A 24,705-nucleotide genomic window follows, 5' to 3' on the forward strand; every position below is an offset into this window, starting at 1 on the left:
GGCACCCCAGCGCATCGAGGTCTTGGTGCCCATGCGCTGGGGTGACATGGATGCCTACGGCCACATCAACAACGTGCAGATCGTACGCATGCTGGAGGAAGCCCGCATCGCGGCTTTCGGTCCGCCCGCGGGTGCCGGTTTGCCGGGCACGGAGCCGCCCGCCGCCTTGTTCAACGATGTTGGCGAAGGCGTCATGACCCTCGTCGTCGAGCACAAGGTCCGCTACGTCCGAACCTTGGAGTACCGCAACATCCCGGCAGTCGTGGAAATCTGGGTGGGCGCCGTTAAGGGAGCCAGTTTCGATCTCCACTACGTCATCAAGGATCCCGTAACCCGCGAGGAGTGCGTCAAAGCGAGCACGCACCTGGCTTTCGTGGCTGAAGAGAACGGACGGGTCTTGAGGCTCACGCCCGAGCAAAAGGAGAAGCTCGCGGCCTACCAGGCCTGAGCCACCGTGTTTTGCACCTAAGGCCTCTGGGAGATGCTTCTCAGGGGCCTTTGGTGTGCCCAAACCCGGGTCCACGTAGAGTTTCACCATGAAACTTGAGATCGCCGTGACAAGCGCTGCGGGCGCAGGAACGTCAGCCGCGGAAGGCGCCGACAGGATCGAACTGTGCAGCGGCCTGGAACTCGGTGGCCTTACTCCAAGCCAGGGCCTCCTGGAGTCAAGCATGGAACATGTGGACGGTCGCCTGGGAATCCATGCCCTGGTCCGGTGCCGGCCCGGCGATTTCCACTATTCCGCCTCGGAGGTGGACACCATGGTTCACGAAGTCAGGCACCTGCTGGCCCTGGGAGCTGACGGCGTTGTGGTGGGGGCGCTGACCCGCGACGACGAAGTGGACGTTCCCGTTACGGCCAGGCTGGTGGACGTGGCCCGGCAGACCAACCCGGAGGCCGGGATAACCTACCACCGTGCCATCGATCAATCCCGGGATCCTCTCCGTGCCCTGGAGCAACTCCTGGAGCTCGGGTTCACCCGCGTCCTCACGTCCGGACACGAGCCAACGGCCGGGGAGGGCCTGCCCACCCTGGCTCAACTGGTTGAACGTTCCGCTGGGGCCATCGAGATCATGGCCGGGGGAGGGCTCAAGCTCTCGGACATCCCCGCCATGCATGCGGCAGGCCTCTCCGCGGTGCACTTGTCCGCCAAGAGGACTGTGTCCACGCTCGCCGACTCCGCCATTTCCCTCGGGAGCCAGGACGGCGCGGATCCCACAGCCTATTCCGTGACAGACCGCGAGACAGTGCGCGCAGCGAGGGCCGCGGTGAATGCCGTCAATCTGCAGCCGCGGGCGTGACACCTTCTTCACCGCGTCCGGGGAAACCCTTGCGGTCTGCGTAGCATGGGGAGTTCATCGACTATTGGGGGAAACAATGACTTTAAGTCCTGCCTTCGGAATCATCGGGGTTCTGTACGCTGTCTTCGTGATCGCGGTGGCCGTCCTGGCCGTATACGCATTGGTCTTGGCCATCATCTTCCTTCGGCTTAGGATCGCTGAGCTGAAGAGGGACGGACGCGTCGAGGACAGCTAAGGCTTTGAGCGGGGTTTGCGGTGCTCGGCCGGCTAGAGGGACAACGTGGGATCGGCGAGAAGACGTTCCAGGGTGCTCCGGCCGAGTGCGCTCATCGCAGGATTCGTGTCGGCGTAGTACCAGACGAGCCCGATAGCTTGTTCGAAGGCCCAAGCGGCGCCTCGTCTCCATTCGAGGTCCTCGATGGCGAGGGTCGTGCGCAGGACGTTCCTTCTGCCGGAGTCGAGCATGTGCCAAGCGGCAACGAGGTCCAGTGCAGGGTCGGCGGGGCCGAAGCCACCGGTGTCGAGGATACCCGCGAGGCAGTCGGCGCCCACGACCACATTTCCGGGAATGAGATCCTTGTGGGACATGACGTCGTCACCATGACGAGGCAGGAGCCTCAGCGAGGACCAAGCCAGGCGGAGCCGGTCAACCGGCAGGAGTCCCTCGCTCCGTCGGAGGCACTGTGCCACCCACGCATCATGGGTGACCAGTTCGCCTCCGCGGCCCCCACCGGAGAATGAACGGCCCTTCGTGTCGGCCTGCCGAAGGCTCGCGATGAGCGCCGCGAGGTCCAGCGCAAAGGCTGTCGACGAAGCCGCTGACGTCGCGGTAGCAGTTTCGCCCTCGATCCAGGTCTGGATAGACCACGGCAGCGGATAATCGGCGCTCGGCTCGCCAATCGCAACAGGCACGGGTGATGGAACGGTGCTGACTGCGGCGAACTCGCGCATCGCGGCGTGTTCCGCGAGAAGGGTTTCGCGGGCCAGGGCAGCGTCCGTGCCTTGCATCGGAAACCTCGCGGCGAAACCTGGTCCTATCCGGTACAGGTAGTTAACCGTTCCCGAACTCTCCACCGCCACGACCTCCGATGCGTCGGTCGACGGAAGGAGCCCCCGCACCAGCCGCACAGCTTCAGCCAGCCCAAGACTGAGCTGATTCGCATGCATGGTCACTGACCAAGCCTACGCACAAGCCGTGGTGGTCAAACACTCAGCCAATGACACTCATCGCGCATCGCAATACCCTTTACAGCCTTCACGGAACGCGGCAATGATGTAAGGATTCACCAACTCGGTGAAACCACCCCGGAAGCTACCTTCAGGAGTCCCAGCGATGCCGCTGCCCGAGCCGCTCACACCGGCCACAACACGCCCCTCCGAGCCCGCCCAATCCATCAAATCCCCGCACATCGGCTCCGCCCGGCAACACGTACCCCAACGCGTTACCGGGCACCCGGAAGTGGAGTGCGGCGTCGGCAACTGGGACAAGCTCCTGTACGGCAACCACCGCTTCGTGGTGGAGGTCCCGGACGATGGCTTGGGCCAAAACAGGAGGGTGGTCATTCCTTGGCGGCGACAAGACCAGAACCCTGCCGGTGTGGAGATCATCGTCGTGGCCGCCCACTCCGGGACGAGGGTCCGGAACGTCATAGTGGAAGAAGCCGCGCGGGAGTCGGGCACGCTGGTTTTCCAAGCCGTCGATGGCCCCGGACCCTACTTCGTGTACTACCTGCCTTACGCGATGCTGGGAAAGGCGCACTATCCCCAAGCGCAGTACCTCCCACGCAGGCCGGCCGCAGCGCCCGACTGGGCGGCCGCCGTCGTGGGTTCCCTGTGGGCGGACAGCAACGGAACCCAGCTCCCACCAGCGCACGCAGTGCGTTACGAGGCCGCCAGCGAGCGTGACTCGTTTGCGCCCATGAACTTCACGGCAACAGCGGCGGAACTGGAGCAGCTTCAGCAGGAGTATGCCGGCGAAGCCTTCCTCATCTTCGCCGAAGACCGGCTCAACCCCATCTCCATGCGGCACGGGCTGGCCGCGCACTGGGCCATCAACGGACCCACCGGCCATTTCCGGGGCACGGCCCAGCCGGGTGAGGATTACGTGGTCCAGCTCGGTGTCTATGCACTGAAGGACCTCGACGGCGTATCGGTGGAGGTAGCGAACGGGCGCTGCATCAACACCGACGGAACGGACCGGCTCGGCAAGCCCTTGAAGAAGTCCCTCAGCATCCCCGCGGGAACAGTAAAGGCGTTGTTCGTCATCGTCCCTATCCCCGATGATGCCGACGGCGTGGTCACAACGGACATCACGGTCCGAAACGACGACGGCCTAACGCAGCATCTGGCCGTGGCCCTGGATCTTAGGGAACGCACGGAGGCCACCAACGATCCGCGGCTGCTCAGGCGGCTCGCGTGGATCGACTCGACCATCGCCCAGGACGCCGAGCTCGTGGCCCCGTTTACCCCTGTCACGCTGGATGAAGAACGCCGGACGTTGGGAATCCTGGGCAGGACCCTCAAGCTGGGAGATTCGGGTCTCCCGGCGCAGGTGACCTCCACCTTCACTGCGGGCGTGACGGCAACGGACGGTCCCGCCGTCGGGCTTTTATCGCAAGCGATGACGTTGGAAACGGGAACCATCGACTGGTCCTACGGGCCTATCGATTACACCGTGGCGGGACCGGCGCGGGTCTCGTGGACCTGCCAGTGGACGGGCCTGCAGGGCAGCAAGACAGTGGCGTCGCTGGAGCTGGCCGGAACGCTCGACGCGGATGGTGCCGTTCACTTCGGGCTGCGGTTGAGCGCACGAGGGACTGTGGACGTGCCCGACGTCGGGCTGCGGCTTGGGTTGCATGAAGCTGCGGTGCCGCTTGCCATGGGCTTGGGAATCCCGGGCGGACGGCGACCCGCGGAACTGGACTGGGTGTGGAACGTGGCAAGCAAGAACCAGGATGCGCTGTGGCTGGGCGGGGCTCATGCGGGACTGCAACTCGCCCTCCGTGACAGGAGCTACGAACGGCCGCTGAACACCAACTTCTACCTCGAGAAGCCGCTGCTGCAGCCGGATTCGTGGGGAACCGGGGGAGTCTCGCTCCGGACGCAGGACGGCATTGTCACCGTAAGAGCCACCAGTGGGCCACGCGCCCTGGACTCCGGGCACGCACTCGACTTCGATTTCCGGCTCCTCCTGACTCCGTTCAAGCCGATCGAACCTGGCAAACATCTGGGCAAGCGGTACTTTCACGAGCCGGCGGACCCACAACAGATTGCGGAAGCAGGCGCAACGGTGGTCAACATCCATCACGCCACGGCGCCCGCCCCTTACATCAACGATCCACTGCTGAGTGAGGACAAGCTCCGCAGCTACATCGCCGAGTGCCACAAGCACGGACTCAAGGCCAAGGTCTACAACACCGTCCGGGAGCTCACCTTCCACAGTCCTGAGCTGTTGCCCATGCTCCACCTGGACCATGAGGTGTTCAGCGACGGAACGGGTAAGGGACACATTTGGCTCCAGGAGCACGCCGGGGATGGTTACGTCTCCGCGTGGTTCGCGCCCAACGTGGATGACATTGCGGTGGTCACCACAGGTGGCTCGCGGCTGGAGAACTTCTACGTCCGCAGCCTCGCCGAACTGTCCAAAGGCGAGGACGGCATCGACGGGATCTACCTGGATGACATCGCCTTCGACCGGCACACCATGCTGCGGGTCCGGAAAGTGCTGGAAAGAGCCTGCCGGGAGCGCGCCACTGACGGCCCGGAGATCGACCTGCATTCGGCCAACCAATTCACCGCCCACGATGGCTACGCGTCGTCAGCCAACTTGTACATGGAGCAGCTGCCCTATGTGGACAGGCTCTGGCTTGGGGAGTACTTCGACTATGAAGGAACCGACCCGGACTACTGGCTGGTGGAGTTGTCCGGAATACCGTTCGGCCTCATGGGCGAAATGCTCGAAAACGGCGGCAATCCCTGGCGAGGCATGGTGTTCGGCATGACGGGCAGGGCGCCGCGCGTGGACAACCGGCCCCTGTGGGACTTCTGGGCAAAGACAGGGTTGGAGCAGATGGAGATAGTGGGCCACTGGGATCCGCAGGCGCCGGTCACAACCAGCCATGCTGACATCCTGGCCACCACGTGGACGGACGGCGGGAAGGCAGTAGTAGCGCTGGCTTCGTGGTCCGAGGAGACTGTGGACGTGCAGTTGAATTTCGACGCCGGTTCCGCCCACCTTGCGTCCGTGGACATGGACGCCCCTGCCATTGACGGCTTCCAGAATGCCGCGCACTACGGGCCCGGCGCCACCATCACCATCGAGCCGAACCGTGGACTCCTCCTCACGATTGGATACTGACGTGGCATCTTCCAACCTCACAGTGACAACCCTGACGCTGGGCATGGCGGACCTTGGCCCCCTGAACCCCTTGCCCGTGGTGGCCTCCGAACTCGACCAGCCCTACACCGTGGGCGAGGGCATCCCTGAGGAGCTCCAGGCGTCCGCACGGTACGGCCTGGTGCCCAACGTTTATCCATACCTCATGCAGGACGGCTATGACAGGGACGCGGCACCCAGGGAGTTTCCCGCCGTCGTGCTTGAAAACAGCAAGCTCCGCGCCACGGTGCTGCCGTCGCTGGGCGGCAGGATCTGGGAGTTGTTCGACAAAGCCACGGGCAAGCAGCTCCTGCACACCCACGGAGCGCCGCAGCTGGCCAATATCGCGCTGCGTAAGGCGTGGTTTGCCGGCGGTTTGGAGTGGAACATCGGAACGCGCGGCCATTCGCCCACCAGTTGCGATCCGCTGCATACGGCGATCGTCCACACCCCGGACGGCAAGCACGTCCTGCGGATGTGGGAATTCGAACGGCTCCGCGAAGTGGTGTTCCAGGTGGACCTCTGGTTGCCGGAGGATTCGGCCGTGTTGATCGCCGCCGTGCGGATCCGCAACCCCAATGACCACGACGTTCCCATGTACTGGTGGAGCAACGCGGCGATCCCGGAGACAGCAAGGACCCGCGTGATCGCGCCCGCGGACGAGGCGTTCGGCAGCGACTACGCCACGGACATCACCCGCGTCCGGCCCACGGCCCATGAAGGCTACGACGGCACCTGGCTGGTCAACAGCCCGCACGCGGCCGACTTCTTCTTCGACATCGATCCGGCCGAGCGCCGTTGGGTAGTGGCAGCGGACGACGACGGCGATGGGCTCGCGATGCTCTCCACCGGCCTGTTGCGGGGTAAGAAGCTTTTCGTCTGGGGCCAGGGGCAGGGAGGCAAACGATGGCAGGAGTGGCTGAGCCCCGGCGCCGGCCCCTACGCCGAAATCCAGGCGGGACTGGCACAGACCCAGTTCGAACACCTCGTCATGCCGGCCGGAGCGGTGTGGTCCTGGGTGGAGGCCTACGGCAACGGGCACCTCGACCCGGGAAGTTCACACGGCCAGGACTGGGACGCTGCCGTGAAACATGCGGGCCTGAAGCTGGAGACACTGCTGCCGCACGGGCAACTGGAAGCCATGCTTCCCGCCGTGATCAGCAACGCCGATGTGCCGCCGTCGAAAATGCTGCTGACCGGCAGCGGCTGGGGAGTGGCCGAACGCGCCCGGCGCCGGCGCACCGGCAAGCGGTGGATCGACGAAAGCGGCACGCCGTTCGTCACGGAAAGCGTCACGGCGGAGCAGGAACCCTGGCTGGGGCTACTGAAAGGGCAACCGTTCGACGGCGCGACCTCCTTTGTTGCCGGTGCGGACTGGGAGGAGCTGCTTGAAGCGCAGGGGAACCCGGAAGCGGACTTCCAAGTGGCTACCATGCGGCATGCCCGGCAGGACCTCAATGGCGCCAAGGAATGGTACAAACGGACACTTGGCGCCAAGCATGCCCACAGGCGGACGAAGGCCTTGGCACACCGTGGTTTGGGCCTGGCCCTGCTCGCTGCGGGGAAAAACGAAGAAGGCCTCGCTGAGTTGCGGAACGGCGTGGAGACTGATTCAACCGTCACCGCCTTGCTCGTGGAAGCCGTCACCCTGAGCATCCGGCACGGAGACCCGGTCATGGCGCTGGACCTGGCGGAGTCGGCACCCAAGGAGGGTGCCGCCGTCGGACGTTTGACGTTCCTCAGGGCGCTGGCGCTCGCCCGCGGCGGGCACGGAGCCGAGGCCGCGGCGATCCTCCGTGACGGCGTCGAGATCCCTGATTTGCGGGAGGGCGAGGACGCCATCGCGGACCTGTGGGAGGAGGTATGTCCTGGCGAACCCGTCCCTGCTGCCTACCGGTTTGGGATGCATTAAAAGCTGAATGAACCCTGTGGAAATCCAGATGCCGACTTAAAGCAAACAAGGTAAGTTGGCATGGTGACCCCCTCCGTGATGCCTGCCATTGACCGCGCCCCCGGAATCTCCAAGGAGATCGAGGACGCGGCGTGGTACGTGCTCAGTCCGGCCCTCCAAGGCAGACCGTCAGCCTTGGATGGGAGGACCCTGACGTGGACGGCTGACGCCGCACGGGAACTGCTGGAACGGCTCGAACGGGGAGTGGCGGATTCCAAGGCGCCCATGATGACCAACCTGCGCCAGAACCTTGAGGGCGCTTCCCGCGAGGCCAAGCTGCTGGCCGTCGAGTTGCTGTTCCTGCAGTCGTTGCCGCTGGCCCACGAGGTCAAGTCGCTCCGGGTCAAGCGCGCGCGTGTTGCCGAGGCGGCCTCGTGGGTGGAGCCTGCCGTCGAGCTGCCCGAAGAACTCTATGAAGGCATGACGGACCACGGCGTCATCCGGGACCGCACGGCTGAGTTCAACTGGACCATTTGGGACCACCTGGTGTGGCTGTGCCGCTTCGTGGAGCACGTGGACAGCCAAAGCACGGAGACCATCAGCGAGGCACTGTCCGATCCCCTGAAGTTCCACGAACTGGCCGTTGGAACACCCGAGGACCAGCCCGCCCTCCGTCGCAGCATCGAGTACCTCGTGTGGCCCAGTTACTTCGAGCCTGTGGTGGCCGACGTGGAGCGCCGGGAGATCCGTGACGCCTTCGCATCGTTGGTGGGCGGAGCCGACGGCGACACCGAGGAAGACATCACTGCGGACATCCACCGGATCCGGCTCCACCTGGATGAGCAGGCCGGCCAGCGGATCGACTGGTACGCGCGCCAACTGGTGAGCCAGTGGCGCAAGGTGGGCGACCCGGGCCGCCGGTCGTGGCTCCTGCGCACACACCACGACAATGCCGACCTGCTCGCCGGATGGCTCGGCGAAGAAAAAGCCACGCTGGATGTGGAACACCTTCGTTCCTTGGACGCCGGAGTCACCGCCGGCGTGGTCCAGCATGCCGTTGACGAGGACTGCAAGCACCTTGGCTACGTAGAGCGCGAGGACACCAAAACCGCCGTCTTCGCCTTCCTCACCGTCATGAAGCCCGGTGACCTCACGCTCTACCAAAACGGTGGCCGCGTACGCGTCGGCGTGGTCCTGGGCGAACCGGATGAGGACAACCGCCGGATCCGCCGCAAGGTCCGTTGGTTCGACGACAGCTACGCCATCACGGAATTGCCGCGCCATGCCCAGCGGCAGCTGTCCACCCCCGGCATTATTGTTGACGTCACCCGGGTCATCCAGGCACTCCAGGAATTGCTCCCTGTGGAAGCCGAAACCGATGGCGAGGACGAAGCGCCCCCGACTGTCGCCGTCGAGGTTGTGCAGCAGGGCTTCCGTCCCTTGACCGAAGAGTTCGCTGCGTCGCTGCACATGGACCTCGAGCCGCTCAAGGAAATCGCTGAACTCCTGGAAGAGAACCGTCAACTGGTCCTCTACGGTCCGCCCGGCACCGGCAAGACGTACCTGGCCAAGCACCTCGCGGCTGAACTCGCCGGAGACAGCACGGACGAACGCGTGAAGCTGGTGCAGTTCCACCCCTCGTACGCTTATGAGGATTTCTTTGAGGGCTATCGCCCGGACAAGACCGACGACGGCCAAGTGTCCTTCAAGCTCGTCGCCGGGCCGCTGCGCAGGCTCGCCGAAGAAGCCGCCAAACCGGAGAACGCCCACAAGCCGTACTTCCTCATCATCGATGAAATGAACAGGGCCAACCTGGCCAAGGTGTTCGGTGAGCTGTACTTCCTGCTCGAGTACCGGGACGACCGCATCTACCTGCAGTACAGCCCCAACGAGCCCTTCAGTTTGCCGGACAACCTGTACATCATCGGCACCATGAACACCGCGGACCGCTCCATCGCCATGATGGATGCAGCCATCCGCCGCCGCTTTGCGTTCATTGAGCTCCACCCCAACGTGGAGCCGGTCAAGGGCTCCCTGCGCCGCTTCCTCGAAGCCCGCGGGCTGGATACCCTCAACGCGGACCTCCTGGATGCCCTCAACGAGGCCATTGACGACTGGGACCGGGACCTCATGATCGGGCCGTCGTACTTCATGAAGAACGCTGCCCAGAACCCCACGGGCCTGCGCAGGATCTGGAAGTACGAGCTCATGCCCCTCCTTGAGGAGCACTACCACGGCCAACTGAACCGTGCACAACTGGAAGAGCGCTTCGGCCTGGACCAGCTGCTGGGACGACTTGCGGCCCGCTAAGGCCATCCCGCCCCGCCCGGGGCGGCCGCCTTCCAGCGCCGCAGCTGAGCCGTCGGGCGCTCCGGCGCGGAGCGTCACCCCGGCCGTTGGCAGAACCGCGGCGGCCGTAGCGAAACGGGGCCAGGGGAGGCTGACCGGACCACGGCACATCGTCATGGACGAACTGTCCCGCGGCGTGGTGGAGAAACTGGACCCCGAGTCGGCGGCGTTCATCAATGCCAGCGGCCTGGCCAAGACCTCGCCCATGGGCATGGGGCTCTACCGGATCGAACCGGCCGGCAAAGTGGGCTCTGTACGCACCTCCACCATTCAGCTGGAGGTGCGCCCCAAGGATCGCCTGGGCCTGAACCGGCTCCTGTTCCTGCTGAGCTACGCCGGCGACCAAGGCTTTGGCGATCACGCCGTGGAAGCCGTGGAGCACCCGGACCTGTGGAGTGCGCTCGCCGAATCCCTGGCACAATTGGCCGACCGTGCCCTGAGCCGCGGGGTCCTCCAGGGATACCTCACCGTGGACGAATCATTGCGGACCGTGAAGGGCCGGATCCGGATTTCGGACCAGATCTCCCGCCGCCCCGGCATGATGGTCCCCTTGGAAGTCTCCTACGACGAATTCACCGAGGACATCGCCGAGAACCGGATCCTCCGCGCCGCGCTGGAGCGTATGGCGCAAGTGCCCGGCGTCCGCGCCGATGTCCAGAGCCGCCTGCGGCAGCTCAAGGGAAAGCTCGACGCCGTCACCCGCCTCCAGTCCGGAGCGCCACTGCCGCCGTGGAAGGCCAGCAGGATGAACCTGCGGTACCACGCGGTGCTCCGCCTGGCCGAAGTGATCCTGCGCAACGCGTCCGCGGAGGCAGGAGAGGGCAAGCAGCAAACGGCGTCCTTCGTGGTGGACATGGCCAAAGTGTTCGAGAACTTCGTGGGCACCGCCTTACGCCAAGCCATGAGTTCGCACCCGGGAGAGATGCGCCTGCAGTACGGTGCCTTGCTCAACGAAGCTGTGCGGGACACCGACCGTTTGACGGTCAGGCCGGATGCCGCACATTTCCTGGGCGGACGTCCCGTGGTGGTTTACGACTCCAAATACACGGCAGCCGGTGACGCAGGCGCCTCGCTCAACGCCGATCACTACCAACTGCTGGCCTACTGCACCGCCCTGCGGGTTCCTACTGCGTGGCTCGTTTATGCCGGGCAAGGGGAGATGAAGCTGCGGCGGATCCTCAATACGGACATCGATATTGTGGAGTACCCGCTGGACCTCTCGCTGCCGCCGCAGGACATCCTGGCCGCCATCAAGGACCTCGCCGAACAGTCCTGGGGTGAAGTAGTGCGGCAGGCTGTGGCGGGTCGCGGAGCCGAAGACTAGCCTGAGAAGTACACGTTCCCGGATGGAGGCATGATGGCCCGCAAGAAATCTTGGCGAGACATGAGCACAGGCCAACGCGTGATGCTGATGATCAGCGGTGCAGTGAACCTGACGTTGCTGATCGCCGCGCAACGCAATTTGGCCAAGACCCCGGAAGCGCAGATCAGGGGCAAGAAGGTGTTGTGGCGTGCAGCGTCCTTCATCAACTTCTTTGGTCCCGTGAGCTATTTCCTCTTTGGCCGCCGTCGTGATTCCGGTGCGGTGACGGCCAAGCGCTAAGGCCGGGCGCCGCGGTTACGCGGGAACCTTGACCGTAAAGGTGGTTCCGCGTCCCGGTTCGCTTTCGAGTTCTATGCTGCCCCCGTGGGCTTCCACGATCGCCTTGCTGATGGGAAGCCCCAGCCCCACGCCCGGGATGGCACTGTTGCGGACTCCGCCTGCCCGGAAGAACTTGGTGAAGACCTCGGACGCTTCCTCCTGGGTCATGCCCATGCCCGTGTCCGAGACCCGGCAGAAAACGTAATCCTGGTCCTCCCAGGCGGCCACCACCACATCGCCGCCGTCGGGGGAGTACTTGATGGCATTGGAGACCAGGTTATCCAGCACCTGGGACATCCGGGAGGAATCCACGCGCGCTTCCAGCGCGGGAGGCACGTCCATGGACAGCCGGATGCCTGCCTTCGCGGCGCGGGGTTCGGCTGAAGTGACGCTGCTGCGGACCAGTTCCACCACGTCCACGGTGTGGGGTTGGATGGCAATCTGGCCGGACCGCACGGACAGCAGGTCCGAGACGAGGGTGAGGAGCCGCTCGGCGTTGCGCCGGACGATGTCCAACTGCATCCGGTACTTCGGATCGAGGCCGTGGGGATCGTCCAGGATCAATTCCACGTAGCCCAGGATGGAGGTCAACGGCGTCCGGAACTCGTGGGAGACGTTGGCTACGAAGTCGTCCTTGGCTGCCAGGGCGTTGACCAGTTCGGTGACGTCATTGAACACCACCACGGAGCCGGCGAACTTTCCATCGTCATCCACCATCGGCCTGGCGCTTGCCGTGAAGGCGCGCTGGTCCGTCCCGCTGCCCAGCCACACGAGTTGGTCGGTGAACCGTTCGCCCAGGACGGCCCGGCGTACGGGACGCTGGTCTGCCGGCAGGGGAGTGGTCCGGTCCGTGTCGAAGACCAGCAGTTCGGCCTCGTTGGGATCGGGGTTGTCCGGCGGCGTCGCGAGGCTGTGGCTTTGGCGCTGGCGGCGGTTCATAAGGATGTCGTGGCCATTCCCGTCCACGGCAACGACTCCCAAAGGGAGGGCTTCCATGACGGTGTTCAGGAGGCGCTCCTGCTTGGTACTGGCGTCCAGCGCTTCCTTGAGTTCCTCATCCTTCTCCTCCAGGGCTCTTTGCTGCCGCATCATGCTGAGCGTCAGGACGCTGACGGACACGCCGATGCCTACGATCAGGATGGGGAAGAGGAGGGGCTTGGTGAGGTCCTGTTCCGTGAAGCTGCCCCTGATGAACCACGGCGCCCAAACGATCGCGAGGGGTCCGAGGAAGGACATGGCGATGGCCAGCCGGGGATACAGCCCCGAAGCGCATAGCCAGATGACGGGAAGTACCACCAAGACGCTGAGTCCCGTCAGGGCTTCCTGTCCACCTTCCCTGCCAAAGCCGATGGATACCATGTCTAGGACGGGAATGGCCAGGAAGCTGGGAAACGGAAGCCTGTGCCACGGCACAATGACGCAGGCGGCCAGCAGGAACGCCTGGCTCAGCAGGAAGATGACAAAAAACGGATTACCAAGCGTGGCCGGGAAGAACAGCCACACGAGGATCGCGGAGAGGCAGACGCATACCGAGAGGGGCAGTTGGCTCAGGACTACGCGCATGCGCAGGGTGTGCTCGTGGAACGAGCGCCGAAAGACCAGCAGATTCTTCTTTTCGCCCAAATCCCAGATGGTCGGGTTGGTCATGGCGCAACCCGCGGGGAGGCGGAAGAAAGTCTGTTCATGAGATCAGCCTAACCATAATGGTTATACTTCGAAGGGTTATCTAAGGGGGCTGAGGGGCAGCGATGAGTGAAGTACGTGTGGGGCTGGTTATTGAGGACGACCAGGATATACGCGAATTGGTCCGTGTGGTTCTTTCGCAGGCCGGGTTCGATGTCCACGTTGCCTCCACGGGATCGGCCGGTGTGTCCTCTGCCCGGGAACTCAACCCTGACGTTATTACCCTTGATCTTGGCCTTCCGGACATCGATGGGTTCGAGGTTGCACGGCAGATCCGGAAAACCTCGGATGCGTACATCATTATGCTGACGGCCCGGGCCGAGGAGCTCGATACCCTCATGGGCCTCGAAGCCGGTGGCGACGATTACCTCACCAAACCCTTCCGGCCTCGCGAGCTGCGCGCCCGGGTGGAGGCCATGATGCGCAGGCCGCGGTCGTCGTCGGACTCCAAGGCCGCCGCGGAAGAGGCGGATCCCGAGGTGAGCCACAACGGACTGGCCGTTTCCGCGGGCTCCCGTACCGCCGTCTTGAACGGCACGGAGTTGAAGCTGACCCGCACGGAATTCGACCTCCTGGTTGCGCTGCTGGAAACCGGGCGGATCGTGCGGACCAAGGCGGACCTCGCCCGCCGCCTGCGGAACGAGCCCTACGACGTCGGCTCGTACGTCAGTGACGCGGACGAGCGTGCCGTGGAAGTGCACATGGGTAATCTGCGCAAGAAGTTGGGCGACAGTATCCAGAGCCCCCGCTGGCTGGAAACAGTCCGCGGCGTGGGCTACCGCCTGGCGCCCGCCGCCCAGAACAACTAACCCCAACTGGGTCGCAGTTGTGCGCGTTTTGAGGGCTGAAAACGCGCACTAATGCGACCTAGTTGGGTTGGGGGACGGGTAGGCGGAGGGGTTCTGCGGAGATCACGGGGTGGTCTGTGTCCGGCCGGCTTAAACCCGGACCGTCGTCGAAGAACTCCGCGTTGGCCCTCACATAGTCAGCCCACTCATCCGGGACGTCCTCGGAGAAGTAGATCGCTTCAACCGGGCACACGGGATCGCAGGCACCACAGTCCACGCATTCGGACGGATGGATGTAGAGGGAACGCGCGCCCTCGTAGATGCAGTCCACAGGGCACTCGTTGATGCAGGCCTTGTCTTTCACATCCACGCAGGGCTGCGCGATCACATAACTCATGGCTTGCTACACGCCCGTGTAGACGGTCTTGCCCCACGTGAAGAACTCCAGCGCGGAGCGTCCTTGTTCGCGGAACGTGTTGGTGGAGGAGTCCTTGACGCCACCGAACGGAACGTTGAGGTCCAGGCCGGCCGTGGGACGGTTGACCTTGACCACACCGGCTTGTGCGCGTGCCGCGAAGTCGGTGGCCAAAGTCAGCGAGTCGGTGCAGATACCTGCGGTGAGCCCGTAGCGGGAGTCGTTGATGGCAGCCAGTCCGGCCTCGTAGTCGGGGACTTCCAACACGGCCACTACCGGGCCAAAGATTTCCTCGGTCACCGCGGCGTCGTCGAACGGAAGGTCGGTGAGGACCGCCGTCGGGAAGAACAACGCGCCGGAGGCGTCGCCGTCGTACTGTCCGTGCAGGAGCGTCGCGCCGCGTTCGACGGCGGTACGCACCGCTGCCTGGTCCTGCTCGAATTGCTGCCTGCTCACCACGGCGCCCATCCGGGTTCCGTCCGCGAGCCCGTCACCGGTGCTGTACGCGGCGGCCTCTTCCACGAGAGCATCGAGGAACGCAGCACGGATGCCGGGCGTCACGTAGACCCGGGAGGTCGCCGTGCAGGCCTGGCCTGTCAGTCCGAAGGCACCTGCGGCAACCACTTGGGCCGCCTTGCGGGGATCGGCGTCGTCCAGCACCAGGACGCCGTTCTTGCCGCCCATCTCCAGCTGCACACGGGCCCGGCGGCCGTTGAGGATTTCCTGCAGCGCGAGGCCCACGTTGGTGGAGCCGGTGAAGGAAAGCCCGGCGATGCGGGGATCGCGGGCCAGGGCGTCGCCCACCACACGGCCCTTGCCATGGACCACGTTGAACACGCCATCCGGGAGCCCGGCGTCCTGCAGCGCCCGGGCCAAGTGTGTCGCGGACAGGGGAGTGAGCTCTGCGGGCTTGATCACCACGGTGTTGCCGCTGATCAAGGCAGGGGCGGTCTTCCAGGCCGGGATGGCGATGGGGAAGTTCCATGGCGTGATCAGGCCAACTACTCCCAAAGCTTCGCGGCGGGTGGTGATGGTGGTGTCCGGAGGTCCGCTCGGCAGCACTTCGCCGGTAGCGGCCCATCCGAGGGAGCCGAAGAAGCGCAGGACGTCCGAAGCACGCTTCACCTCCCCTTTGGCCTCGGCGAGGGTCTTCCCCTCTTCCCGGACGAGGTCTCCGGCGATGGCGGCCTGCCGTTCGATCAACAGATTTCCGGCGGCGATCAGGATGGCGCCACGCGACGGGGCGGGCAGTGCCGCCCAAGCAGGCTGTGCTGCTGCGGCTGCCGTGATGGCGGCGTCCACGTCCCCGGATGTACCGCTCGGGGAGAGGGCCGCGAGTTCGCCGGGGCGTGCCGGGTTCATCCGTTCCGTGGTGGCTTCGCCGAGCCATTGGCCGTTGATGAGGTGCTGGGCAGTGCTGGTTGCCTCAGCTGTCAGGGTGGTTTCGAACGCTGTTGAAGTCATGGCAAGTCCTTAAAGTGTGGGGGTTCAGAGGCTGCGGATCAGGCCGCCGTCGCACCGGAGTGCCACGCCGGTGATGTACGACGCCGGTGCGCTGCACAGGAAGGCGGCAGCGGCACCGAACTCGGCGGGTTCTCCATAGCGGCGGGCCGGGATCGTTTTCCGGGACTCGAGTTGGATGTCCTCGAGCGTGGTTCCGCGTCGTTTCGCGGCGGCCTGGTCAAGTTGGGTGACGCGGTCCGTGGCGATCCGGCCCGGTAGGAGCAGGTTCACGGTGACCTCGTCCAACGCCACTTCTGCGGCCAGGGTCTTGAGGTAGCCGGCCAAGGCGGCCCGTCCCGTGTTGGAGACCCCCAGGTTAGGCAGCGGAGCGGTGACTCCACTGGAACCGATCGCGAGGATGCGGCCCCAGCGGCGCTCCCGCATCCCGGGCAGGACCTGGGTTACCAATGCATGATGCGGCTTGACCAGGAGGTCGAACGCAGCTGCCATGTCCTCGGAAGTCAGTGTTGCCGCCGCACCGGGCTTGGGGCCTGGACCGTTGAGCACCAGGATGTCGATCGGCCCAAGGTTCGCCACGGTCTGGTCCACGGCCGACACGATGCCTTCCTCCGTGCCGAGGTCAGCCTCGATGGCAACAGCGTCGAAGCCTGCGCTGCCCAGGACTCCCGTGCCGTAGGCGGCCTGCAGTTCGGCAACGATCTCCTTGGCGCGGTCCCGCCGACGTCCAACCACTGCCACACGGACCCCCTCGGCCGCCAGCGCACGCGCAACGGCCAGGCCAAGTCCTCCCGTGGACGCGGCAACCAGCGCGGTCTTTCCCGCGATGCCGAGGTCCATCAGATGCTCCCCACAGTTGCACGGGAGCCCAGCGCGGCAGCGGCTTCCTCCAGGTGGACCTGCATGGATTCCCGCAATACTTCCGGGAATCCGGCCGCTGGAGCGCGGACACCGGAGTCCTTGATGAGTCCGCGCTCGCGGAAGCATTCCTTGCGGATGGCCAATGCCACCTTGGCTTGCTGCTCGAAGTTGATCAGCGGCAGGTAGGGCAGCAGTTCGCGCCGTGCGGCCTCGTAGCCGTCCGCTTGCCATGCCCGGACACACGCGATGAGCGCCTCGGGGTAGGAGAAGCCCGTCATGGCACCTGCGGCGCCGGACAGGACTTCGTCCAGGAGTCCCTGCCCGCCCAGGCCGCCAAAGATGGAAACCTCGACGGCGGCACTCAGCTCCGCGATGGCGACGCTGGTGGGTGGGGCCTCGGCTTTGACGGCGATGACGTAGCTGCAGGCGTTGACCACCGCGGCCAACGCCGCAGTGGAGATGCTGACACCGCTGGCCAGCGGATAGTCCTGCAGGACAACCCGGGCGCCGGTCGCCCGGTGGATGGCGTCCAGATGGGCAATGACGGTTTCCGGGCGTGCCGCGTTGGCTTGGACCATGACGGCGGCCAGGCGGTTGCCTGCGGCGTCCTGGGCGGCGAGGATTTCCTCGATGGCAGGCCTGGTGGCTAGCGCGGTCACGCCGACCACCAGGGGCAGGGACGTCGATTCGACCACGGTTTCCAGGACGTCGCGGCGTTCTTCCGGGGTCAGCGCGGCTGCTTCGCCGAAGACCCCGAGCACGGTGAGCCCGGTAGCTCCGATGGCCTGGTAGTGCTCCACGAGTTCGGCCAGGCTGTCCAGGTCCACGTCGAGGGTGCTGCCTTGGAAGGGGGTGGCGACGACGCCCCAAACCCCGCCCGGAAGACTGGTCCGTAGGCTGTTTTTGGGCGCAGGGGACTGCGGCATGGTTGGTTCCTTTCAGTGCGGGACGGGGTTTGTGGGTGATGGGAGGGTGCGTCAGCGCCCGGGCCACACCGGAGGGCGCTTTTCCTGGAACGCCCTGACCCCTTCGGCGGAGTCTTCGCTGTCCAGGGCTGCCATAAGCGCGGGCAGGCGGAGCCCGCGGGCTTCCTTGGCAGTAAGGTGCGACGTCCGGGTCACCATCTGCTTTACGGCCCGGACGGACGTGGGAGCGCAAGCCACGATCTGGTCTACCCAGCGCTGCACGGCGGCGTCGAGTTCCTCTGCTGGGACCACCTCGTTGACCAGGCCCATGGACTGCATCTCTGCAGCGTCGGCTTTGCGGCCGGTCAAGAGCATCCCCATGGCTTGCGTGTAAGGGACCCGCCTGACCAACTGGTGGATGCCGCCGTCGAGCGCCAACCGCCCGACGCGAGGCTCGGTCAAGCCGAACTTCGCGCCGGAGGCGGCCACCACGATGTCCGCGCCGAGGACGATTTCCATGCCGCCACCCAGGGCGTAGCCGTTGACACGGGCAATGACGGGGACATCGAGGGTGGTGCGGAGGCTCAGTCCGCCGAAGCCGTTGGGATCCAGGCCGGCCCAGTATTCCAGGCCGGTTTTGTCCACGGCGTCGGCCGACATATCGGCACCAACGCAGAAGGCGCGGGTGCCGGCGCCGGTCACCACCACGGCCCGTACGGAGGGATCTGCCTCCACCTGGTCCCAGATCTCGTTGAGCCTGGCGTGGGTGGTCCCATCCACGGCGTTGAGGACATGTTGCCGGTCGATGGTGACTGTCGCGACGCCGTCGTTGATGGCCAGGGTGACTGTGTCCACACGTGCGTCGACAGCCACGCTCATCGGAGGACTCCCAACTGCTGCAACCGCTCGATGGTCGCTGCGTCGAAGCCGTTCTCCAACAGGACCTCCACGTTGTGCTCGCCCAAGCGCGGGGCCGTGCGGCGGATGGACGGGGGAGTGGCCGAGAGCCGGATGGGTGCGTTGAGCATCCGCACGGTTCCCACGGAGGGGTGTTCGGCCTCGACGATCATGCCGTTGGCCTCGGTCTGGGCATCGGCAAGGGCCTGCTCCAAGGTGTGCACGGGCGCATTGAGCAGTCCTTGATCTTCAAGCTTTGCGGTCCAGTATTCCGTGGTGTTCGTGGCGAAGTGTTCGCGGAAGATCGCCTGCAGCGCGGGCTTGTTCTTGAACTGCTGCTCCAGCGTGGCGAAGCCGGGCCGTTCGGTGAGGTCCTCGTCGAGTTCCAGGGCCTCGGAGATGCGGGCCAAGGGATCGGGGGTGAAGCCGCCCACCATGCACACGGCACCGTCGGTGGTCTCGAAGACTCCACTCAGCGGCATGGCACCCCAGTTGACCTCGTAACCGCGGTTGAGCTGCATGCACGCTTCCTGCATTTGCAGGTGCAGCATGGAGTCGTACATGGTCACTTCCACTTTTTGGCCTGTGCCGGTGGCTTCGCGGGTGCGCAGCGCCAGCAGGATGCCCTGCATAAGGTGCATGCCCGTGATGTAGTCGCACAGGGTGGTGGGATAGATCGCCGGTTTGGTGTCATCGGACTCGCGGCGCCACATCACGCCCGAGTAGGCCTGCGCGATCGCGTCCTGTCCGCCCTTGTGCGAGTAGGGACCTTCGGGCCCGAAACCTGTGCCCGAAGCCCAGATGATGCCCGGGTTCTTCGCCTTGAGGTCCTCGTAGCCAAAGCCCATCCGCTCCATGACACCTGAACGGAAATTGCTGACCACCACGTCCGCGTCGGCCATGAGCCGGTGCAGCACCTCGCGGCCTTCGTCGGTGCGGGTGTCCACCGAGACGCTTCGCTTGTTCCGGTTGATCGACAGGAAGATCGGGTTGTCCTGACCGTCCTGGTCCGGGAAGGAATTGCGCGAGATGTCACCGGCGCCGGGGCGCTCCACCTTGATGATGTCCGCGCCGTAATCACCCAGCAACTGGGTGGCTGACGGTCCCATGAACACCTGCGTGAAGTCCACGATCTTGATGCCCTCCAGCGGGAGCGGCACGGGCGCGCCCGCCGGCGAGGTGAGTGCCGCCGTCGTGCTTTCAGTCTGTTCAGCGGTTTCGGCTTGTTCAACGGTCATGGTGCTCATGCCGGCACCACTGCGTCGGAGTCGATGGTGGCGTTCGACGACGGGACGTCGCCCGGGTCGGCGCCGTGCCGGCGCATGCCCAGCTGGATGTCCGCTGCCGCGACATCGCGGACCAGGAGGTTGTTCTCGACGGCGAGGGCTGCTGCGACGCCGACGGCCTGGCCCATGGCCATGCAGGGCGGGATTTCGCGGGACATTTTCTGGGCTTCGGGGGTGGCGGAGTAGTGGCGACCGGCCACCAGGAGCTGGTCCACTTCCTTGGGCAGCAGCGAGCGGTACGGGTAGTAATAGTCGCGGCCGCGGGCCACGGTGTCTTCGAAGTGGCGGCGCTGGGTGACGTCGTCCTTGGTCATGACGTATTCGCCCTCAAGCAGGCGGGTCTGGCGGACGCCCATCTGGGAGGCGACGTCCAGCATGTAGCAGTTTCCGAAGCCGGGCAGGTTGGCGCGGACGTACTCCACAGCCTCGGAGATCCTGTCCCGGGCGGCGAATTCTGCGGCGGTCATGTCTGCCGGGTCCACGCCGTCGAAGCCGGTCATGTGCGGGGCGTTGCACCACACCACGCCGTCGATCGGGGTCTTGAGCCACCACAGTTCCCAAGCACCGCCGAGGAGGCGCTTGATCTTGCGGTTGATGGCACGGGCTTCCTTGGGGTTGGCCTGTTCGAAGGCTTCTGCCGCGTTGGTGTCCACGTTGCCCAGCCGGAAGACGAGCGTGGTGAGGTAGTTGTCCTTGGCGTAGCTGGCGCCGGCACGTGAAGCAACGTCGATGTCGCCGGTGGTGTCGATGACGACGTCGGCCGTGAAGGCCTGGGGTCCGGACTTCGTTTCGCAGATGACGCCCTTGATCACTCCGTTGTCCACGATGGGGCGGGAGAACCAGGAGTGCAGGCGGAGGTCCACGCCGGCTTCGCGGACCAGGTCGTTGGAAACCCGCTTCCAGCCGTCTGGATCGAAGGCTGCCGCGTAGCAGATGGGCTTTGGGTTGGTGTGCGAGTGGAAGTCGAAGGTGCCGTAGCGGCCCCACTTGTTCCAGAGTTCCTCGGAGGTCTTGCGGTCATCGGCGGGCGGGACGATGGCGAGGCCGAGCTTCTGCAGGCGTTCGACGTACTCGGAGACAATGCCGGTGACGGTGATTTCCTGGCCGTTGATCATGTCATCGAGCACCAGGACCATGCCACCGGAAGCGAGGCCGCCCAGGGACGAGTAGCGCTCCAGGAGGGTAACTTTCGCGCCGGATCGGGCTGCCGTGACGGCGGCTGCCACACCTGCAGGGCCACCACCGACGACGAGTACATCGGAACGGGAGATGACCGGGGCGGTGAGGTCCGCCGTCGTGGTGCTGAGTTCGAGGGAGTTCATGGTGAGGTCCTTACTTGCCGACGAAGATGCCGTTGGAACGGCGTGCGGCGAGGTAGAAAACGATGCTGAGGATGGACAGGACGGCCACGTAGACCGGGAAGATCCAGGTGAGGTTCAGGGATTGGAACCACACCAGAAGATAGGAAGCGGTGCCGCCGAAGACTGCCACGCCGATGCCGTAACCGAGCGCGACGCCTGTGCCGCGGATGTTCTTGGGCATCAGGGAGGAGCTGACCACGTTGTAGAGGGTCATGTTGAGCACCAGGACAATCGAGCCGCCCAGGAGGACTGCTGCGAAGCCGCCGATGCCCGGCTGGACGTAGAGCAGCATCAGGAACACGGACGGAATGGCCAGGATGCGGGTCACGAGGAACCACTTGGACATCGCCTTGCCGTCGGCAAGCTTTCCGATGACCCAGGATCCGACAACCAGGATGGCGCCCAGGACGGTGGTGAGGGCGAACACGGCAGTGGGGTCTTCCTTGAAGCCGCTGCGTGCTGCGCTGGGGAGGCCGACGTTCCAGGCGTAGTTGTAGGCCTGTGCGGCGCCCACCACGAAGATGATGGCCAGGACGGAGAGCCAGTGTTTGCCAACGCCCTTCCAGACGGTCCGCGGGGTATTGGTGGCCATTTCCTCTTGCTTGAGGGTTTCCGGGAGGGAGCGCCGCAGGTAGAGGACCACGAAACCGAACAAGGCACCGATGATGAAGGGCACTCGCCAGCCCCATTCGCCCATGGCCGCTCCGCCGATCAGCAGGCTGCAAAGGAAGCTGACCAGGGAAGCCATAAGGATGCCGATGTTGACGTAGAAGGACATGATGCCGGCCACGTAGCCTTCACGGCCTTCGGGTGCCAGTTCCACGGCATGGGAGGTGGAGAGCGGAGCCTCGATGCCGGTGGAGATGCCCTGCAGGACGCGGCAGGCCAACAGGATGATGCCAGCCCAGGCGCCGATGGTGGCGTAGCTCGGAGTGATCGCGATGACCAGGGTTGTTCCAGCCATGAGCATGATGGACAGGAGCATCACCCGGCGCCTGCCAATGCGGTCCGCCAGGGTTCCCAGCAGGATGCCGCCGAGCGGCCGGAATGCGAATCCCACCGCGAACACGGCCAAAGCGTTCAACGTAGCGGAAAGCGGATCGGTGTTCGGGAAGAAGTTGGGTCCGATGAAGGCGGACAGGAGGCCGAAGACCATCCAGTCGTACCATTCAAGGGCGTTTCCCAGGCCCAGGCCCAGGAGGCCCTTACGGACTTCGGGGGAGAACTTCGCGTTCTTGGCGGGGGTGGCGGTGCTTGGTTTTGGTGAGGGGACGGCGTTGTCCGTTTGGATGTCGAGCATGGAAGTTTCCTTACGCTGACGCCCGGGAGGGCGTGAAAGGGTATGACGCAGGAACGCCCGTTGAAGGAGGCGCCTGATGCGAAAGTGGCAAGGAGTGTCAGCGGCCACGGGATCGTGTCCGGACAGTTAAGGGAAAACGCTCGGGCCGCTCGGGAGCGGCGGCGTTACCACGCGTGTGGTGCGTTGACCCAGATGGCTACGCATACCTCTTCGTAGCTGTTCTTGTACCAGTGGGGGATTTCGGAGGAGTAGGTGATCGAGTCGCCCTCTTCAAGGCTGTAGCAGACGCCGTCCAAATAGACGTCCTTACGGCCGGAGATGATGTAGCAGAACTCTTCACCGCTGTGGGTAAAAGGTGTTGCGCTGGTGTCGTGCCCTGGGGGCGTACTGATCCATTGCGCTTCGATGCTTCCGTCCCGGTTGGGGGTGAGCAGTTCATGGACTGCCTCGCCCACGGATTCCCGGGTGACGTTTTTCAAGTTGCGTCGATCGGACCTGCGGACCACGGGGGACCGGGATTCGTCCTGGCCAATGAAGAACCTCCCTACGGGGATGTCCAGTCCATGTGCCAGTTGGGCCAAGGTGGTGAAGGATGGGTTCGCCATGCCGCGTTCGATTTGGCTGACGATTGCTTGGCTGAGGCCGGTGATGTCCGAGAGTTGGGCGAGGGTCATGCCCTTTGCCTTGCGCATGGTGCGCACCTTGTTCCCTACAGTCGCCAGCAATTCGCTGGTGGCCGGTGGAGCAGGAGTCTCGGTGGTCATTGCCGCATCCTTCGTTGGTGAGCTAACTCACACAACTATAGTGAAGATTTTTAGCCAGTCAATGATTTTTTCTTCACTAACGTGAATTTTTTTAGGAAAGTGGTGATTCAAGCTGGCAGATCGTGCCAAAAACGAAGGCGTCAATCTCGTCCACCAAGGGGTTCAGTTGTCCCAGATGGTCGCCGTCGGGCAGCAGCTTCATGCTGATTTCGAGTTCCAGGGCCAGCCTTCGCAGGCAGACGGCTCCCACCATCTCGCTGGACGTCTTCAGGCTCAGTACCGCGTCCATGGCGTCTTCCAGGTCCAGGTTGTCCAGGGCATGGTGGAGCCGGGCTACCCTCCAGGGCAGCATTGCCACGTAGTTGCGGACAAAGGTGCTCACCAGGGAGTGGTCCCCGCCCAGCTCGGCTTGGAGTTCGGTGAGGACGGTGTGGTCCACCAACGAGTCTGTGCATTCGTCGTACTCGGACACCAAACTCCTCCCGCCTCCAGACAATGGATTCACGATTCAACAGTAGGACCGCCGGAACAACGCAAGTGCCGCAAAATCAAAGCTTGATCCAATCTTGAGCGGACCCAGAGGAAGTCTTGAGGGGACTGCCGGAAAGTGACAATCACCAGTCGAGTGATCGCCGACCAGGGGGATTCGGGGCATGGATTCAGGGAAGGAAAGCAGCATGGAAAGCAGTGTTCGGCCTTCGCCGGGACTGATGGTCATCATCGTCTTTTGCATGACCGTGCTGCTGGGAATTGGTGGCACGTCCGCCTTCGCGCTCTGGGAACAGTCTTCCCACGCCCAATCGGATCAGAGCGGCTCGGCGTCCTCGGCCCCGTAACCCTCCTCAAGGAAGTCCGTCAGTCTCTCCTCAAGCACTGACCGGTTCTTGAGTTCGCATTCCCACACTGTCAGGACTGCCCAGCCGGCGGCATGCAACTGCGCCCGTTGCTGCGAGTCGCGCTCGCGGGTGCGGGTCCGCTTGGCCTCCCAAAACTCAGCGTTCGCTGCCGGGGCATGAAGGCCCACCTTGCAATCGTGGAAATGCCAGAAGCACCCATTCACGAAAATCACTTTGCGGCGGCCCGCGAACACCAGGTCCGGACGACCCGGCAGCTTTCCCGCGCCAGCCTGTCCGTGGAGCCGGTAACGGTACCCCTTGGAATGCAGGAGGCTCCGGACCAGCAGTTCCGGTTTGGTGTCCTTGCCCCGGATCCTGGACATGTTGCGGCTGCGCTGTTCGGGCGTCAGCAGGTCCCGGCTTTGGCCCATGGCTCCACCATACCCAGGCGCATTACCCAGGCGCCCGCCCACCGTGCACCCAACTGGGTCGCATTTGTGCGCGTTTTGAACGGGCGGAGTCAAGGGGTGGGAGCAACGCTGGGGGGTTAGGCCGCTTGTAGCAGCTGGTTAAGCCGGTTGGCTGGGGTT

23 protein-coding genes are annotated in these 24,705 nt (G+C 64.6%); 10 read left to right on the plus strand and 13 right to left on the minus strand.

What is annotated here, in order from left to right:
* The first annotated feature begins 31 nt into the window (after window positions 1-31).
* The 3 genes from ACIQT2_RS17635 (at window position 32) to ACIQT2_RS17645 (ending at window position 1,536) form a co-directional block, all read left to right on the plus strand.
* On the plus strand, window positions 32-448 hold the full coding sequence (locus tag ACIQT2_RS17635; RefSeq protein WP_402948990.1) for an acyl-CoA thioesterase: 417 nt from the start codon (window positions 32-34) through the stop codon (window positions 446-448).
* A gap of 88 nt (window positions 449-536) precedes the next feature.
* Window positions 537-1,301, plus strand: coding sequence for a copper homeostasis protein CutC (locus tag ACIQT2_RS17640; RefSeq protein WP_402948940.1), 765 nt, complete (start codon window positions 537-539; stop codon window positions 1,299-1,301).
* A 76-nt stretch (window positions 1,302-1,377) separates the two neighbouring features.
* Complete coding sequence (locus ACIQT2_RS17645; protein WP_402948942.1) at window positions 1,378-1,536, plus strand: hypothetical protein; 159 nt, start codon at window positions 1,378-1,380, stop codon at window positions 1,534-1,536.
* 32 nt (window positions 1,537-1,568) lie between these two features.
* Here ACIQT2_RS17645 and ACIQT2_RS17650 read toward each other — a convergent pair whose 3' ends face one another.
* Window positions 1,569-2,468, minus strand: coding sequence for a phosphotransferase (locus tag ACIQT2_RS17650; protein ID WP_402948993.1), 900 nt, complete (start codon window positions 2,466-2,468; stop codon window positions 1,569-1,571).
* A 166-nt stretch (window positions 2,469-2,634) separates the two neighbouring features.
* On the opposite strand from ACIQT2_RS17650, the gene ACIQT2_RS17655 reads away from it, so the two are divergent.
* The 5 genes from ACIQT2_RS17655 to ACIQT2_RS17675 all read left to right on the plus strand — a co-directional run bounded on the left by ACIQT2_RS17655 (window position 2,635) and on the right by ACIQT2_RS17675 (window position 11,519).
* Entirely contained in the window at window positions 2,635-5,658 is a 3,024-nt protein-coding gene (locus tag ACIQT2_RS17655; RefSeq protein WP_402948944.1) for a glycoside hydrolase domain-containing protein, read from the plus strand.
* A 1-nt stretch (window position 5,659) separates the two neighbouring features.
* A complete protein-coding gene (locus ACIQT2_RS17660; protein WP_402948947.1) occupies window positions 5,660-7,588 on the plus strand; it encodes a DUF5107 domain-containing protein in 1,929 nt (642 codons plus the stop codon).
* 60 nt (window positions 7,589-7,648) lie between these two features.
* Entirely contained in the window at window positions 7,649-9,877 is a 2,229-nt protein-coding gene (locus ACIQT2_RS17665; protein WP_400334251.1) for an McrB family protein, read from the plus strand.
* A gap of 154 nt (window positions 9,878-10,031) precedes the next feature.
* Window positions 10,032-11,240, plus strand: a complete 1,209-nt coding sequence (locus ACIQT2_RS17670) for a restriction endonuclease (RefSeq protein WP_402948950.1) — start codon at window positions 10,032-10,034, stop codon at window positions 11,238-11,240.
* Between the two features lie 33 nt (window positions 11,241-11,273).
* Window positions 11,274-11,519 (plus strand): PLDc N-terminal domain-containing protein, encoded by a 246-nt coding sequence (locus ACIQT2_RS17675; protein WP_402948953.1) that lies wholly within the window; start codon window positions 11,274-11,276, stop codon window positions 11,517-11,519.
* A 15-nt stretch (window positions 11,520-11,534) separates the two neighbouring features.
* On the opposite strand, the gene ACIQT2_RS17680 is transcribed toward ACIQT2_RS17675, so the two are convergent.
* Window positions 11,535-13,205, minus strand: coding sequence for a sensor histidine kinase (locus tag ACIQT2_RS17680; protein WP_402948955.1), 1,671 nt, complete (start codon window positions 13,203-13,205; stop codon window positions 11,535-11,537).
* Window positions 13,206-13,306: 101 nt separating this feature from the next.
* Between ACIQT2_RS17680 and ACIQT2_RS17685 the strand changes: the two genes are divergently transcribed.
* Window positions 13,307-14,050, plus strand: a complete 744-nt coding sequence (locus ACIQT2_RS17685; protein ID WP_400334260.1) for a response regulator transcription factor — start codon at window positions 13,307-13,309, stop codon at window positions 14,048-14,050.
* 58 nt (window positions 14,051-14,108) lie between these two features.
* Here ACIQT2_RS17685 and fdxA read toward each other — a convergent pair whose 3' ends face one another.
* The 10 genes from fdxA to ACIQT2_RS17735 all read right to left on the minus strand — a co-directional run bounded on the left by fdxA (window position 14,109) and on the right by ACIQT2_RS17735 (window position 23,751).
* Complete coding sequence (gene fdxA, locus ACIQT2_RS17690) at window positions 14,109-14,426, minus strand: ferredoxin (protein ID WP_400334263.1); 318 nt, start codon at window positions 14,424-14,426, stop codon at window positions 14,109-14,111.
* Between the two features lie 6 nt (window positions 14,427-14,432).
* A complete protein-coding gene (locus ACIQT2_RS17695) occupies window positions 14,433-15,908 on the minus strand; it encodes an aldehyde dehydrogenase family protein (RefSeq protein WP_402948959.1) in 1,476 nt (491 codons plus the stop codon).
* 24 nt (window positions 15,909-15,932) lie between these two features.
* Entirely contained in the window at window positions 15,933-16,745 is an 813-nt protein-coding gene (locus ACIQT2_RS17700; protein WP_402948961.1) for an SDR family oxidoreductase, read from the minus strand.
* Window positions 16,745-17,692 (minus strand): dihydrodipicolinate synthase family protein, encoded by a 948-nt coding sequence (locus tag ACIQT2_RS17705; protein ID WP_402948963.1) that lies wholly within the window; start codon window positions 17,690-17,692, stop codon window positions 16,745-16,747. Before ACIQT2_RS17705 ends, ACIQT2_RS17700 begins: the two co-directional genes overlap by 1 nt.
* Window positions 17,693-17,743: 51 nt before the next feature.
* The gene (locus tag ACIQT2_RS17710; RefSeq protein WP_402948965.1) at window positions 17,744-18,550 is read right to left on the minus strand and encodes an enoyl-CoA hydratase-related protein; all 807 of its coding nucleotides are present in this window, start codon (window positions 18,548-18,550) and stop codon (window positions 17,744-17,746) included.
* Entirely contained in the window at window positions 18,547-19,815 is a 1,269-nt protein-coding gene (locus tag ACIQT2_RS17715) for a CaiB/BaiF CoA transferase family protein (RefSeq protein ID WP_402948968.1), read from the minus strand. The genes ACIQT2_RS17710 and ACIQT2_RS17715 overlap by 4 nt, the downstream gene beginning before the upstream one ends.
* On the minus strand, window positions 19,812-21,176 hold the full coding sequence (locus tag ACIQT2_RS17720) for an FAD-dependent oxidoreductase (protein ID WP_402948971.1): 1,365 nt from the start codon (window positions 21,174-21,176) through the stop codon (window positions 19,812-19,814). Before ACIQT2_RS17720 ends, ACIQT2_RS17715 begins: the two co-directional genes overlap by 4 nt.
* Window positions 21,177-21,186: 10 nt before the next feature.
* Window positions 21,187-22,515, minus strand: coding sequence for an MFS transporter (locus ACIQT2_RS17725; RefSeq protein ID WP_402948973.1), 1,329 nt, complete (start codon window positions 22,513-22,515; stop codon window positions 21,187-21,189).
* Window positions 22,516-22,679: 164 nt separating this feature from the next.
* A complete protein-coding gene (locus ACIQT2_RS17730) occupies window positions 22,680-23,279 on the minus strand; it encodes a helix-turn-helix domain-containing protein (RefSeq protein ID WP_402948976.1) in 600 nt (199 codons plus the stop codon).
* A gap of 91 nt (window positions 23,280-23,370) precedes the next feature.
* Window positions 23,371-23,751, minus strand: a complete 381-nt coding sequence (locus tag ACIQT2_RS17735; protein WP_400334287.1) for an Hpt domain-containing protein — start codon at window positions 23,749-23,751, stop codon at window positions 23,371-23,373.
* 205 nt (window positions 23,752-23,956) lie between these two features.
* Here ACIQT2_RS17735 and ACIQT2_RS17740 point away from each other — a divergent pair, with 205 nt between their 5' ends.
* On the plus strand, window positions 23,957-24,115 hold the full coding sequence (locus ACIQT2_RS17740; RefSeq protein WP_400334290.1) for a hypothetical protein: 159 nt from the start codon (window positions 23,957-23,959) through the stop codon (window positions 24,113-24,115).
* Here ACIQT2_RS17740 and ACIQT2_RS17745 read toward each other — a convergent pair.
* Window positions 24,085-24,546, minus strand: coding sequence for a very short patch repair endonuclease (locus ACIQT2_RS17745; RefSeq protein WP_402948980.1), 462 nt, complete (start codon window positions 24,544-24,546; stop codon window positions 24,085-24,087). The two genes, ACIQT2_RS17740 and ACIQT2_RS17745, sit on opposite strands and share 31 nt — an antisense overlap.
* Between the last annotated feature and the right edge of the window lie 159 nt (window positions 24,547-24,705).

It is taken from the genome of Paenarthrobacter sp. NPDC090522, assembly GCF_044769225.1.
GTDB lineage: Bacteria > Actinomycetota > Actinomycetes > Actinomycetales > Micrococcaceae > Arthrobacter.